Annotated in this window: 8 protein-coding genes; 6 read left to right on the top strand and 2 right to left on the bottom strand. The window is 66.3% G+C overall.

What is annotated here, in order from left to right:
* Positions 1–3: 3 nt before the first annotated feature.
* Positions 4–855: an amidohydrolase family protein gene (locus ACFPPB_RS09580; protein WP_377326538.1), complete on the bottom strand. Its 852-nt coding sequence runs from the start codon at positions 853–855 to the stop codon at positions 4–6.
* A complete protein-coding gene (locus ACFPPB_RS09575; RefSeq protein WP_377326537.1) occupies positions 852–1,880 on the bottom strand; it encodes an aldo/keto reductase in 1,029 nt (342 codons plus the stop codon). Before ACFPPB_RS09575 ends, ACFPPB_RS09580 begins: the two co-directional genes overlap by 4 nt.
* Positions 1,881–2,214: 334 nt before the next feature.
* Between ACFPPB_RS09575 and ACFPPB_RS09570 the strand changes: the two genes are divergently transcribed.
* The 6 genes from ACFPPB_RS09570 to ACFPPB_RS09545 all read left to right on the top strand — a co-directional run bounded on the left by ACFPPB_RS09570 (position 2,215) and on the right by ACFPPB_RS09545 (position 14,460).
* Positions 2,215–3,387, top strand: a complete 1,173-nt coding sequence (locus tag ACFPPB_RS09570; RefSeq protein WP_377326536.1) for a glucokinase — start codon at positions 2,215–2,217, stop codon at positions 3,385–3,387.
* A gap of 28 nt (positions 3,388–3,415) precedes the next feature.
* Positions 3,416–6,157 carry a TonB-dependent receptor gene (locus tag ACFPPB_RS09565; protein WP_377326535.1) on the top strand — a complete coding sequence of 914 codons (2,742 nt, stop codon included), beginning with the start codon at positions 3,416–3,418 and terminating at the stop codon, positions 6,155–6,157.
* A 235-nt stretch (positions 6,158–6,392) separates the two neighbouring features.
* Positions 6,393–8,006: an alpha-L-fucosidase gene (locus ACFPPB_RS09560; RefSeq protein WP_377326534.1), complete on the top strand. Its 1,614-nt coding sequence runs from the start codon at positions 6,393–6,395 to the stop codon at positions 8,004–8,006.
* 23 nt (positions 8,007–8,029) lie between these two features.
* On the top strand, positions 8,030–9,082 hold the full coding sequence (locus ACFPPB_RS09555) for a glycosyl hydrolase family 18 protein (RefSeq protein ID WP_377326533.1): 1,053 nt from the start codon (positions 8,030–8,032) through the stop codon (positions 9,080–9,082).
* Positions 9,083–9,096: 14 nt separating this feature from the next.
* A complete protein-coding gene (locus ACFPPB_RS09550; protein ID WP_377326532.1) occupies positions 9,097–11,499 on the top strand; it encodes a family 20 glycosylhydrolase in 2,403 nt (800 codons plus the stop codon).
* 264 nt (positions 11,500–11,763) lie between these two features.
* The gene (locus ACFPPB_RS09545) at positions 11,764–14,460 is read left to right on the top strand and encodes a beta-mannosidase (RefSeq protein ID WP_377326619.1); all 2,697 of its coding nucleotides are present in this window, start codon (positions 11,764–11,766) and stop codon (positions 14,458–14,460) included.
* The last annotated feature ends 33 nt before the right edge of the window (positions 14,461–14,493 follow it).

The following is a 14,493-nucleotide window of genomic DNA, read 5'->3' as shown; positions in this document are numbered from 1 at the left end:
TAGTCACGAAAGAATGGAGGCGTCCAGCGCGTAGAAACGCATGGCGTTGGCGCCGAAGACATCGGCCTGGCGGCCCGGTGCGTAACGCTGGGTCAGCGTCTGGGCCAGGCGCAGCCAGTGGCTATAGTCAGCGTGCGTGGTGAGCACCGGCCAGTCGCTGCCCCACAGCAGCCGCGATGCACCGAAGCGGTCGAAAAGATGTTTGACGCAGGGGCCGATGGCGTCCTCGTGCATGCCCGGATCGAGCAGCGTGAGCAGTCCGGACAGCTTGCAGTGAAGCTGCGGCTGCTGCGCCAGTTCGTCGATCCACTCCAGCCACTGGCCGTCGTCTCCGTGGGCGATCGGCGGCTTGCCTGCGTGGTCGAGCACGCTGTGAAGTTGCGGATGCCGGGCCAGCCGCCGGCACAGCGCCGGCAACTGCAATGGCGTGACCAGGGCGTCGAACGCCAGCTCCAGGTCCTGCATGCAGTCGAACGCGCGATCGAGCGCTGCACGCGAAAGCCAGTCCGGATCGACGACGTCCTGCACCATCGGCCGCAGCCCGCAAAGCAGGCCATCGCCATCGCGCTTCAGCGACTCGATTCGTGCGCAGGCATCCGCGGCTTCCAGGTCGACCCAGCCCACCACGCCGACCACGGCCGGATCCTGCCGCGCCAGCCCGAACAGGTAACGTGTCTCCGCTTCGCTGGGCGCGGCCTGCACCAACACGCTGAACTGCACGCCGGCGGCCTCGCGCTGCAGGCGCAGGTCGGCCGGCAGGAATGATCGTTGCAGCGCCGCCGGGGCCTGCGCCAGCCAGCCGTAGTCGCCGCGCGCCGGCTGCCAGTAATGCTGGTGGGCGTCGACGACGATCACGGCGTGGGCGCGCCGTCGAGCAACAGGCCGGCCGCGCGCAACGCGCTCCAGGTCGCGGCCGGGACGCCGGCTTGCAGCCGCGTCACCGCGCTGTCGACCTCGGCTGCCGAGCGCAGGCCGCAAACCACGCTCGCCACCGCCGGATGCGCCAGCGGGAACTGCAAGGCGGCCGCGCCGACCTCGCTGCCGGCCTGCGCACAGACCTCGTAGAAGCGGCGGGCCCTTTCGAGCACCGCATCGTCGGCGGGCGCGTAATTGTAGAAATGCCCGGGTGTGGTCGCGCCGCCGAGCAGGCCGGAGTTGTAAGGTCCCGCGGCCAGAATCGCCACGTCTTGCACCATCGCCATCGCCATCACTCCCTGGCTGTGCTGCTGCTCGAACAGCGTATAGCGGCCGGCCAGCATGATCGCGTCCAGCGGAAAGCGCGGCATCAGCTCCAGGCAGATCGCCTCCTCGTTGACGCCGATGCCGATCGCGCCGCACACCCCTTGGGCGCGCAACTCGGCCATGGTCGGCAGCGCTTCGTCCAGCGCCTGGCGAAACACTTGTGGATGATGCGCGCCGTGGGTCAGGGCGCCGATGTCGTGCAGCAGCAGCAGCTCGACATGGTCGGTGCGCAGACGCTTGAGGCTGGCTTCCAGCGAACGCATGACGCCATCGCGGCTGTAGTCGAAGCAGGCGCGCCGGCCGTCGACGACAAAGCCGTCGGCATGATCCGAGCGTCCCGCGTCCGCTTCGATGCGTCGGCCGACCTTGGTCGACAAGGTGTAACTGTCGCGGTCAAGCCCCTGCAGCGTGGCGCCCAGCCGGCTCTCGCTGAGCCCGTAGCCGTAGTAGGGCGCGGTGTCGAAATGCCGGATGCCTTGCTGCCACGCGTGCATGACCGCGGCGGCGGCCATGGTGTCATCGACCGACTCGTAGAGATTGCCGATCGGCGCACCGCCGAAGGACAGCCGCGAAAGCGGGCGTCCGCGCAGGCCGGTTGCGGCCTTGCCCGGATCTTCTGTTCTAGCGGATGCGGTCATTGAGCACTCCTGATGCCTTCGAGTACTGCGTCAGCGGAGCGTGGGCCTCACCGGCTCAGCGCGGCGTGTTCATGATCGCGTATTTGCGTCTTTGTGTATAGATAAAACTCAGGTTTATATGTGAGTTTGTTGGCGGTCATACGACAATTATGTTGCAGTGCAGCTTGTCACGATCTAAAGATATATATAAATCTTCATTTCGCCAGTGAACAGATGGGCGAACCTGCAGCAACCCGGCAACAAGCATTCGTGGTGCGAACATGCAACTCCCGATGCGACAGAACAGCGGTATCAGGGACCCGTCCCAGCGCGTTTCACGCTGGGGCCGCGGCGCATGACCGCCACTTCGGCAAGGGTGGCGCGAGCCTCGCGGCGGTCTGTGGCCGCAGCGATGGCGGACACCGGGACGTTCGCGCGCGGCGGCGCCCGACCGCAGCCTTTCGTCGCTGCCGACGTCGGTGGCTCGCATGCGCGGCTGGGGCTGGTCTCGCCGCGCCGCGAACGTGGCGCACCGGAGCTGCTCGCCTATCGCACCTACCGCTGCGCGGACCATCCTCATCTGACCGACATCGTTCGCTGCTTCTGCGCCGAGCTCGATGTGCAGCCGCGCGAACTGGTGCTGGCCTGCGCCGGCTACGTGCATGCGGGCGTGGTGGTCAACAAGAATCTGGCGTGGCCGGTCATGCCTGCGGCGATGGCCGAGATCCTGGGATTCGACGGCATCCGCTTTCTCAACGACTTCGAAGCGCTGGCGTACGCCACGGCGCACCTCGATGCCAGCAACACGGCAACGCTCAAGGCGGTTCCGCTGACGACGGACCCGGAGACCGGCCCCGTCGCGATCATCGGTCCGGGCACGGGCCTGGGCGCCGCCGTCTGGCTTCCCGGCGATCCGCCCCGGGTGCTGCCGACCGAGGCCGGCCAGATCCAGTTGGCGGCGCGCGTGGGCCTGGAGCAGCAAGTGCTCGAGCAGATGGCGTTGCCCGACAGCCACACCTCATATGAGGTGGTGCTGTCCGGCCCAGGTCTGCACCGGCTCTATACGGCGCTGTGTGCGGTACGCGATCGCTATCCGGTCCTCGACGAACCGCCTGCCATCACCGCCGCCGCGCTCGCCGGCAGCAACGACATGGCGAGCGAGGCACTCGCGATGTTCTGCGGCTGGCTGGGATCGTTCGCGGGCGACCTGGCCATGCTCTACGGCGCCAAGGGCGGCGTCTATCTGGCTGGCGGCTTCCTGTCGCAGATCGTCGATTTCATGCGGCGCAGCCCGCTGGTCGAGCGCTTCCTCGACAAGGGCGTGATGCGCCCGTTCCTCAACAAGGTCCCCATTCGGGTGGTGGACCACGGCCAGCTCGGCGTGATCGGTGCCGCCAGCTGGTATCTGAATGTCCGCGCCGAGGGTGCGCCGAGCGCAGGGCCTGCGCCCTTGCCGGCGCTGCAGTTCCACCAGCAAGCAAGTGAGAGTGCCGCATGCGAGCCCTCCAAAAGGGATGGCTCGCGATGACCAACGAATCGGGGTCGGGGAAAATCCAATGAAGATCAGCAAGACATTTCTGTGCGCGAGCATCCTGTGGGGGCTGGCTGCGGCCGCATACGCTCAGGACACCACTTCCGCGTCGACGGCCGCTGCGCCGGCCGCCGACGCTACCGCCAAGACCAAGACGCCGCAGCAGCGTGCTCAGGAAAAACAGGCGCAGAACCTGCAGACGGTGACGGTGACCGGCTATCGCGAAAGCCTGCAGAAGGCGATGGACATCAAGCGCAACGCCAACGCCATCGTCGACGCCATCAGCGCCGAGGACATCGGCAAGTTTCCGGACACCAACGCGGCCGAGTCGCTGGCGCACCTGCCCGGCATCTCGGTGGACCGCCAGTTCGGCGAGGGCGAGAAGGTCAGCATCAACGGCACCGATCCGGCGCTCAACCGCGTGCTGATCAACGGCCAGACCATCGCCTCGGGGGACTGGGGCGGCAATCCCACCGACACCAGCGGCCGCACCTTCAACTACACGCTGCTGTCGCCGGAAATCATCGGCAACATGGAAGTCTACAAGTCGCCCGAAGCGCGCATCGACGAGGGCAGCATCGGCGGCACGGTGATCATCCATACCCGCAAGCCGCTGGACCTGCCGGCGAACACGCTGCGCGGCTCGCTGGGCTACAACTACAACGACCGCTCCAAGGACGGCAACCCGCGCGGCTCGGTGCTGTGGAGCTGGAAGAACAGCGACAGCAGCTTCGGCTTCCTCACCGCGCTGACCCACGACAAGGAAAACCTGTCGCGCGCGGGTATCGAGTTCTTCGGCTACACCCATGGCGTCAATTACAACAGCGACGGTTCTATCAACACGGGCAATTCGGTTCCTGCCACCGCCAACGTGACCGGCAGCGGCAATATCGCCACCGACAAGGTGCCGGTAGGAATCAACAGCTCCTACTTCCAGCAGACGCGGCAGCGCGACGGCATCCAGTCCGCCCTCGAATGGCGGCCTGACGACAAGAACGAGTTCAACCTCACCGGCATCTACGTCAAGGGCAAGTACAACAACTACAGCGAGTCGCGCTACGTGTGCCCGGGCTGCGGCGATCTGGGCAAGATCACCGACCTGACCCAGAACAACGGCTACATCACCCAGGCCACGGTGTCGTCCGCTACCGGCAATGGTCAACCTTATGCGGAGCTGGACGCCAACTACCGCATGTCCAAGGTCACCACCAAGAGCCTCAACCTGCGCCACGACTACAACGGCGACAAATGGGTGCTCACCAGCCAGGTCGGCTACACCTCAGCGCGGGGCGGCAAGGATCCCGAGTACCTTATGAAGTATCTGCTGCAGTCCGGCGGCTACAACTTCTCGTACGACGGCAAGAACACCGGGGTCAACTACGACAATGGTTCGGCCGGCAACTGGGGCCTGCCCGCCGCACCGGCCGGTTCGGTGCCCGGCGACTCGAGCATCGGTGGCCAGTACCAGGCCGGCGGCATCTACTACGAGACGACCAAGGACAACGAGAAATACGCGCAGTTCGACGCCAGCCGCGATCTGGAGTGGGGTCCGATCAACCAGGTGCAGATGGGCGGCAAGTACATCGATCACGACAACAGCCAGTTCTCGCGCGGCAACCGCATCAACACCACCGGCGCGATTTCGCTCACCGGCTTCGACCCCGGCACCACGCCCGGCGGCTTGTACGACGGCCTCAATGCCAGCGGCGACCTGGTCAACTGGCCGACCGCCAACCTCGGCGCGGTGCAGAGCTACCTCAACGCCCAGCCGCAGGGTCCGTACAACGTCAACTACCCGTCGATCTTCAAGGTGAAGGAGCTGACGCGCGACCTCTTCGTGCAGTTCAACTACGCCTCCGACTTCGGCTTGCACGGCAATTTCGGCGTCCGCTATGTGGACACGACCGACAAGTCGACCTACTACCAGTCCACCAGCGGAAGCGCCTACTACCTCGCGCAAAGCAAGAGCCGTTATTACAAGCCCCTGCCAAGCTTCAACATCGCCTACAACATCGACGACGACAAGGTCGTCCGCTTCGGCATGGCCAAGGTGATCGCGCGGCCGCGCTATTCGGATCTGGCCGGGTCCGTGTCGCTCAGCAGCACGGGCGGCAACTTCACCGGCGGCGCGGGCAACCCCGACCTGAAGCCGTATTCGTCGACCAACTTCGACCTGGCCGGCGAGTGGTATTTCGCGCCGTCCAGCCTGCTGGCCACCGAGCTGTTCTACCGCAAGATCGGCAACTACATCGTCAACACCACCGACGAGCGCACGTTCTTCGATCCGACCACAGGCCAGACCAACCTGTACACGATCACCTCGCCGGTGAATGTCTCCAACGCCAAGGTGCGCGGCATCTCGCTGATGTACCAGCAGGATCTCGGCTACGGCTTCGGCCTGCAGACCAACTACACCTACGCCCATGCCGACGCCAGCACCGGGCTGAACATGCCGTTCCTGTCCAAGAACACGCTCAACATCATCCCGTACTACGAGCACGGCCCGTACATGGTGCGCGTCAATTACAGCTGGCGCTCGCCGTATTTCACCCAGGTCGGGCGGCTCGACTCCCAGGTGTTCTCCGACCAGTACAAGGAGCTCGACATCAGCGCCAGCTACCAGGTCAACGACTGGATGGGCGTGACGCTGAGCGCGACCAACCTGCTCGATTCCACCTACTACTGGTACAACGACGTGAAGTACGCGCCGATCGGCATGTACAAGAACGGGCGGACCTTTTCGGTGGGGCTGAACTTCAAGCTTTGACGCGTGTGGGACACCGGCCGCGGGCGGGAAGCCCTCCCTCCCCCTCCGCGGTCGGTGGTTTTTTCCGGATTCGCCGGTGCAGAATGCCCGCCATGCCGCTGCCGGCACGGCCGCACCGCCTGTCAAGTGGATGCGCAATGATTGCAACGCAACGTGTCCACCTTCCTTCGTCGCGGGCAGCCGTCCCGGGCGCCGCGCCGTCACCTGCCAGCACCGGTCCGGAGAAGCCCCACCCATGAAATGCTCGCTGATGTTGTGCGCTCTGCTCGCCGCGATCCCGATGGGACATGCCGCCTCGACGTCGCCCACGGCGCCTACCGCGGGCACGCTGTCGCCCCGCGACGCGGATCTGCTCTGGCAAAAGGCCACCGCGAAATTCGCGCCCGCTCGGCAGGCGATCCTGGCCAAGGTGGCCCGGGACATGGACAAGGGACCGTTTCGCGCCGACTGGGCGTCGCTGCGGCAATACCGTTCGCCGGCCTGGTACGACGATGCGAAGTTCGGCATCTTCATCCATTGGGGCGTGTACTCGGTACCCGCGTCCGGCAGCGAATGGTATTCGCGCAACATGTACCAGCAGGGCAGCGCCGACTACAAGCATCACATCGCCACTTATGGACCGCAGTCGAAGTTCGGCTACAAGGACTTCATCCCGATGTTCAAGGCCGAGCACTTCGACGCGCAGGCCTGGGCCACGCTGTTTCGGCAGGCGGGTGCGCGCTATGTGGTGCCGGTGGCCGAACACCATGACGGCTTCGCGATGTACGACTCGCGCCTGTCGGAGTGGACGGCCGCGAAGATGGGCCCGCACAAGGACATCATCGGCCTGCTCGCCAAGGCCATCCGCGCGCAGGGCATGCACTTCGGCGTCTCCTCGCACCGCGCCGAACACGACTGGTTCTTCGACGGCGGCCGCCGCTTCGATTCGGACGTCAACGATCCGAAGTACGCGGGGTTGTATGGCCCGGCCGAGCAGCGCATTCCCGGCAAGGACGACCAGGACCTGGCGGGGGACTGGACCTACGTCTCGCAGGCCTGGCTGGACGACTGGCTGGCGCGCACCGCCGAGCTGGTCGACGACTACCATCCCGACCTGATCTATTTCGACTGGTGGATCGGCCACCCGACGTTCCGCAATACCTTGCCGAAGCTGCTGGCCTACTACTACAACGAAGGCGCCCGGCGTGGCGGCGTGGTGGTCAACTACAAGCTCGGCGACTTCCCCGAAGGGGCCGGCACGCTGGACATCGAACGCGGCCAGCTCACCGGGATCCATTCCACCCATTGGCAGACCGACACCTCGATCAGCAACGCGTCGTGGGGATATATCGAGCACGACACGTACAAGTCGCCGCAAACCCTCATCCATCTGCTGGCCGATGTGGTCAGCAAGAACGGCAACCTGATGCTCAACATCGGGCCGCGTGCCGACGGCAGCATTCCCGACAGCGAGCGCGACACCTTGCTGGCGATCGGACGCTGGCTGAAAGCCAACGGCGAGGCGATCTACGGCAGCCGGCCGTGGCGGGTCTTCGGCGAGGGGCCGACCCAGGTGGTCGGCGGCACTTTCCAGGACACCAAGACCAAGCCGTATACCGCGCAGGACTTCCGTTTCACCACCCAGCCTGGCGTGCTCTATGCGATCGAGATGGGCTGGCCGCAGGACGGCAAGGCGGTGATCCATTCGATCAAGCCCGGCGACCGCGTGCGCGCGGTCAAGCTGCTGGCCGACGGGCGGCAGGTCAGCTGGCGGCAGCAGGCCGACGGCCTGCACCTGGACCTGCCGGCGCAGCCCGCGGGTGAATACGCTTATGTCTTTCGCATCGAGCTGTCCGCTCCCGCTCCATGAACAGGCTCCTACAGGGGATACCCATGAAACGATTCATCTGGCTGTTGCTGGCCGCCATGCTGATCAGCGGCCCCGTTTTCGCCAGGCAGCCGACGGCTCTGTTCTACCTGATAAGCACGCAGAAGTCGGTCAATTCCTTCGTCGCCCATGTCGACAAGATCGGCTTGCTGGTGCCGACCTGGTACGGCGTCGACGACCAGGGCCTGGTCAACGGCGGCCCGAACCGCTACGTGCTCGACATCGCGAAGCAGCATCGCCTGCCGGTAATGCCGATCATCTCGATGTCCGCCGGCCGCAAGGGCTTCCACGCGCTGCTGCACGACGAGACGGCCAAGCGCCAGATGATCGATTCGATGCTGCAGCAGGCGAAAGAGCATGGCTACAGCGGCTTCCAGTTCGATTTCGAGAACGTCTCCTGGACCGATCGCGACGCCTTCACGTTGCTGGCGAAACAGACTGCCGAAGCGCTGCACAGGCAGGGCCTGAAACTGTCGATCGCAGTAGTTCCCAACGCGCCGGGGCACGCCGGCGAGGGCAAGTTCTCCAAGTGGATGTGGCAGTACTGGCGCGGCGCCTACGACCTGGCGGCACTGGGCAAGGTCGCCGACCTGCTCTGCCTGATGACGTATGACCAGCACACGCGCTGGACCACGCCGGGACCGGTCGACGGCATGCCGTGGACGCTCATGCATCTGCAGTACGCTCTGAAAGTCGTGCCGAAGGAAAAGTTGTCGCTGGGCATCGCGCTGTACGGCTATCACTGGTTCACCGGCGATCCGGTGAAACCGGATGGCACCGAGGCCTCCAACATCAGCGCCGACTACATCGATGCCGACGAATCCATTCCGCTGGCCAAGGAGCAGGGCGCAAGCGTCCAGTGGGATCCGGTCGAGCACGAGTCCTGGTATTACTTCTACCGCGACGACATGCGCGAGTGGGTGTTCATGCCGGACGCGCGCAGCTTCCGCGACCGCTACGCGCTGACCAAGCAGTACGGCCTGGAAGGCTTCTGCTCCTGGGTACTGGGCGCCGAGGATCCGAAGGTCTGGGACGAGCTCCCCGCAGCGCAACGCTGACCATGAGGTCGGGCATGGGGCTTCGCACGAGGACCGCCGGCGTTGCCCTGCGTCAGGGCGTGTTGCTGTTCGTCGCACTGGCCGGCGGCATCTGCAGCTCGATGGCGCATGCCGGCGATGCCGCCGCCGCGGCTTTGCCGCTGCTTCCCATGCCGGCGCAAGTCCAGCGTGCGCCGGGTCATTTCGAGGTAAGCGCCGCCACCGTCATCTCGGTATCGCCCGGCGACGCCGCGGCGGCACGCGCCGCGCACGAGCTGGCCAACCTGTTGAATCGCACGCGCCATCTCACGCTGGCCGTGCGCGTGCAGGGCACGGCGCCGGCCCACGCCATCCGCCTGCAACGGGATCCGCACGCGGCGGTCGAGCAGGCCGAGGGTTATGCGCTGGACGTCGACGCGCAGGGCATCCGCATCAGCGCGCGCAGCGACGCCGGCCTGTTCTACGGCGCGATGACGCTGTGGCAGCTGCTGACCCCGGACAACGCCCGCGGAGCGGTCCGGGTTCCGGCGCTGGCCATCCGCGACTGGCCGCGCTTCGCCTGGCGCGGGCTGATGCTGGATGTGGCGCGGCATTACCAGAGTCCCGCCACCATCAAGCGGCTGCTCGATGCGATGGCCGAGCACAAGCTCAACGTATTCCACTGGCATCTCACCGACGACCAGGGCTGGCGCATCGAGATCAGGCGCTACCCGGAGCTGACCCGGATCGGTGCCTGGCGTACGCCGCCCGGCGCCGGCAGTGGCGGCGAACCCGAGCGCTACGGCGGCTTCTACACCCAGGCGCAGATCCGCGACATCGTGGCCTACGCCGCCGCCCGCCACATCACCGTGGTGCCGGAGCTGGACATGCCCGGCCACGCGCAGGCCGCCGTGGCCGCGTATCCCCGGCTGATCGGCGTCACCGACGAGCGGCCCGCGGTTTCCGTAGACTGGGGCGTCAATCCATACCTGTACGGCGTGGACGACGCCAGCTTCGCTTTCATCGAGCACGTCCTCGACGAAGTCATGGCGCTGTTCCCCTCCACTTACATCCATGTCGGCGGCGACGAGGCGATCAAGGATCAGTGGAAGGCCTCGCCCGCGGTGCAGGCGAAGATGCGCACCCTCGGCATCAAGAACGAGGACGGCTTGCAGAGCTGGTTCATCGATCGCATCGGCCGCTATCTCGCCGCGCACGGTCGGCGCCTGATCGGCTGGGACGAGATTCTCGAAGGCGGCCTGCCTGCCAGCGCGTCGGTGATGTCATGGCGCGGCACCCAGGGCGCCATCGACGCAGCCAAGGCCGGGCACGACGTGGTGCTCGCGCCTGCGGGCTCGCTGTACTTCGACAACCTGCAGAGCGCGAGCGCCGACGAGCCCAGCGGACGGCTGGCGATCCTGCCGTTGTCGAAGGTCTATGCATTCGAGCCGGTGGATGCTTCGCTCGATGCGGAGCAGGCCAGGCACGTGCTGGGCCTGGAAGCTGCGTTGTGGACGGAATACATGCCCTCGGGCTGGCATGTGCAGCACGCGATCTTCCCCCGCATCGATGCACTCGCGGAGCGGGCGTGGTCGCCACCTCAGGCGTCGCACGACTGGCAGGATTTCCTCGCGCGCCTGCCCGCGCAGCTGCGGCGCTATCGCATGCAAGGCATCGCCTTCGCCGACAGCGCATTCGCTGTCGAGACGACGCTGGAGGGCGGGCCCGCCGCGGCACTTGCCGCCAACAAAGCTCGCGTCAGCCTTGGCAACCAGGCGCATTACGGCGACATCCGCTACACCGTCGACGGCAGCGCGCCGACGATGGCGTCTGCCGCGTATGCCGCGCCGTTCGAGGTGACGCTGCCGGCCACGATACGCGCGCTGGCGTTCGCTGCCGACGGCACGCCGCTGGCCGCGGCGCGCACGCGCACGCTGGATCGCGTTGCACTGTCGACCCGCAGCAGCAGCGATCTGCATGCCTGCCCCGGCGGCGATCTCGGCTTGCGCGTGCCGCTGCTGCCGGATCTCGATCGTGCGGGCACACCGGTCTACAACGTCGACCTGTTCCACAGCTGCTGGATCTATCCCCAGGCGCGTCTCGATGGCGTCGCGGCGATCCATGTCGATGCGGCGCGGCTGGCCCGCAACTACGGACTGGCCCACGACCAGGCCAAGGTGGTCGCCTATCCCGCAAACTCAGCGCAAGGCGAACTGGAAGTGCGGCTGGACACGTGCGACGGTACCGTGCTGGCGCGGCTGCCGCTGCCGGCGGGCGGCGCGCCCGGTGTGCGCTTCGACCTGCAAGGCACACTGCCGCCGCATGCCGGCAACCATGACTTGTGCCTGCGTTTCACCGCACCGATCCGCGGGCCGCTGTACGCGATAGGAGCCGTGCAACTGCTGGACCATGCCATGGCCGCCAGGCACCGGCCGGTATCCAAGGAGGATGGGAAATGAGTGATATCGGCAGGAGCGGATGTGGGAGCGACTTCAGTCGCGAAGCGCACGCAGTGCGCTGCGGTGTTCGGCATCGATCGGTGGCCTTGTCGCCGTGCGGGCCGCTGGCGCGGCCATCGCGACCGAGGTCGCTCCTACAGTCAGGCCGGTATCCAAGGAGGATGGGAAATGAGTGATATCTGTGGGAGCGACTTCAGTCGCGAAGCGCACGCAGTGCGCTGCGGTGCCGGTATCGATCGAGCCGCGGTAGCTCGGGGCAGGCCGCTGTCGCGGCCATCGCGACTGAAGTCGCTCCCACGACCATTTCTACGGACGGCGTGTCGGGCTGTCGCTGTCTTGTTCGCCTTGTCGATGCCGGCGCTGGCGTTGGCGGCGCCATTGACGGTGCAGCGGCTGGACGGTGGCTGGCAGTTCCGGCTCGCGCCCGGCGACAGCCAGGCCAAGGCCCATCCGCAAGCGGCCGGCTGGCTGCCTGCCTCGGTGCCCGGCACGGTGCAGACCGACTTGCTGGCGGCGAAGCTGGTCGCCGATCCGTTCCGGCGCGACAACGAGGCGGCGATCCAGTGGGTCGGCCTGTCCGACTGGGAGTACCGCACGACCTTCGAGGTGGATCGCGCCACCTTGGCGCGCGGGCATGTCGATCTGGTGCTGGACGGCCTGGATACCTTCGCCGACGTCTACCTCAACGGCCGCAAGCTGCTCGCGGCCGACAACATGTTCCGGCGCTGGCGGGTGCCGGTGAAATCGCAGCTGCACGCTGGCCGCAACACGCTGGAGGTGCGGTTGTATTCGCCGATCAAGCGATTGCAGCCGTGGCTGCTGAAGCAGCCGTACGCGTTGCCGGGCGAATTCGATTCGGCCTTCGGCGACGAGCCCAAGGGCAAGCAGACCGCCGGCTATGTGCGCAAGGCCAACTACCAGTACGGCTGGGACTGGGGTCCGCGCATCGTCACCGAAGGCATCTGGCAGAGCGTGCACCTGGACAGCTGGGATGCGCTGCGTGTGGCCGACTTCCACGTCGCGCAGACCCATGTCAGCCGGCAGGCCGCGCAGGTCGAGGCGCAGTTCGAGATCGAGGCCGACGTCAGCCGGCCGCTGCATGTCGGCGTCGAGGTGATCGGACCGGACGGCAAGCCGGTCGCCCGCGTCGAGCGCGAGGTCACGGTCGATCCGGGCAGCAATACGATCGGCTTGCCGCTGCGCATCGTCGATCCGAAGTTGTGGTATCCGACCGGCTACGGCGCGCCGGACATGTACACCTTCAAGGCCAGCATCCGCGACACCCGGACCGATGGTGGGGGCGAGCAATACCGCGCCGAACACGCCACCGGCCTGCGCACCGTCGAGCTGCGGCGGCAGAAGGATGCGTGGGGCAAGAGTTTCGAGTTCGTCGTCAATGGCATCCCGGTTTTCGCCAAGGGCGCCAACCTGATTCCGTTCGACAGCTTCCCCACGCGGGTGAGCGATGCGCAGATGCACCAGGTGCTCGAATCCGCCCGCGACGCCAACATGAACATGCTGCGCATGTGGGGTGGCGGCTATTACGAGTCGGACAAGTTCTACGAAATGGCCGACCGGCTCGGCCTGATGATCTGGCAGGACTTCATGTTCGGCGGCGCGATCCCGCCGTACGACGTGGCCTACCGTGAAAACGTGCGGCAGGAGGCGATCGAGCAGGTCAAGCGCTTGCGCGATCATCCCAGCATCGTGCTGTGGGCAGGCAACAACGAAGTGCAGACCGGCTGGGAGTCGTGGCCCGATCGCCAGGCGTTCAAGAAGGCGATCGGCCCGGACGAGCAGGAGCGTGTGGTGACCGGCATGGTCAACCTGTTTAGCAATGTGCTGCGCAACGTGGTCACGCGTTACGACAGCGACGTGCCGTACTGGGCCAGTTCGCCCAGCACCGATTACGACGGCGCGGCCAACGTGCTGGACGACGGCGACTACCACTACTGGAACGTGTGGTCGGGCGAGGCCAAGCCGATCACCGAATACCTCGACATCACGCCGCGCTTCCAGTCCGAGTACGGCCTGCAGTCGTTCCCGGAGATGCGCACCATCCGCGCGTTCGCCGACGCGGGCGATCTGCAGCCGGAATCGCCGGTGATGCGCGCGCACCAGAAATACGACAGCGGCAACGGCAACAAGCGCCTGCTGCTGTACATCCGCCGCGAGTTCGGCGAGCCGAAGGATTTCCCCTCGTTCGTCTACCTCAGCCAGGTAGTGCAGGCCGAGGGCATCCAGCTGGCCGCCGAGCACCTGCGCGCCGCGCGGCCGCAGGCGATGGGCTCGCTGTACTGGCAGTTGAACGACGTGTGGCCCGGCGCCTCCTGGTCCAGCATCGACTATTACGGCCGCTGGAAAGCGCTGCAGTTCCATGCGCGCCGTTTCTATGCGCCGCTGCTGATCGCCGCGCTGCGGCATCACGGCAGCACCGACGTCTCGCTGGTGTCCGATCGCACCACGCCGCTGGCCGCGCATTGGCGCCTGCGGGTGATGGACTTCGCCGGCAAGGTGCTGCGCGAGCGGTCCGCGGAGATCAGCGTGGCGCCGCTGGCCAGCACCAAGGTGGCGAGCTACACCGATGCCCAGCTGCTTGCGGGAGCCGATCCGCGTGCGAGCTTCGCCGTGTTCGAACTGCTCGATGGCAGCAACACCGTATCGCGCAACCTGGTGTTCTTCGATGAAGCGAAGAACCTGCAGCTGCCGTCGCCGCAGATCCGCACGCAGTGGGAAACTACCACCGGCGGCTATCGGCTGACCTTGACGGCCGCCGCGTTGGCGCGCGACGTGTGGGTGTCTTTCGGCGACCTCGATGCGGACGTCTCGGACAACGCGTTCGATATCCTGCCCGGCCAGAGCGTCGCCCTGGTCGTGCACAGCAAGGCCGGGCTCGATGCGCTGCGACGGGCGCTGGCCGTGCAGAACCTGGCCGATGTCATGGCGGGTGCGGCGCGATGAGGTCGGTGCCCGCCGTGGGCGCGACATGGCGCG

This window comes from Rhodanobacter terrae (genome assembly GCF_042657005.1).
Classification (GTDB): Bacteria; Pseudomonadota; Gammaproteobacteria; order Xanthomonadales; family Rhodanobacteraceae; genus Rhodanobacter; species Rhodanobacter terrae.
The sequence above is the reverse complement of the archived record's forward strand: the minus strand, read 5'-3'. Positions and strand labels throughout refer to the sequence as shown.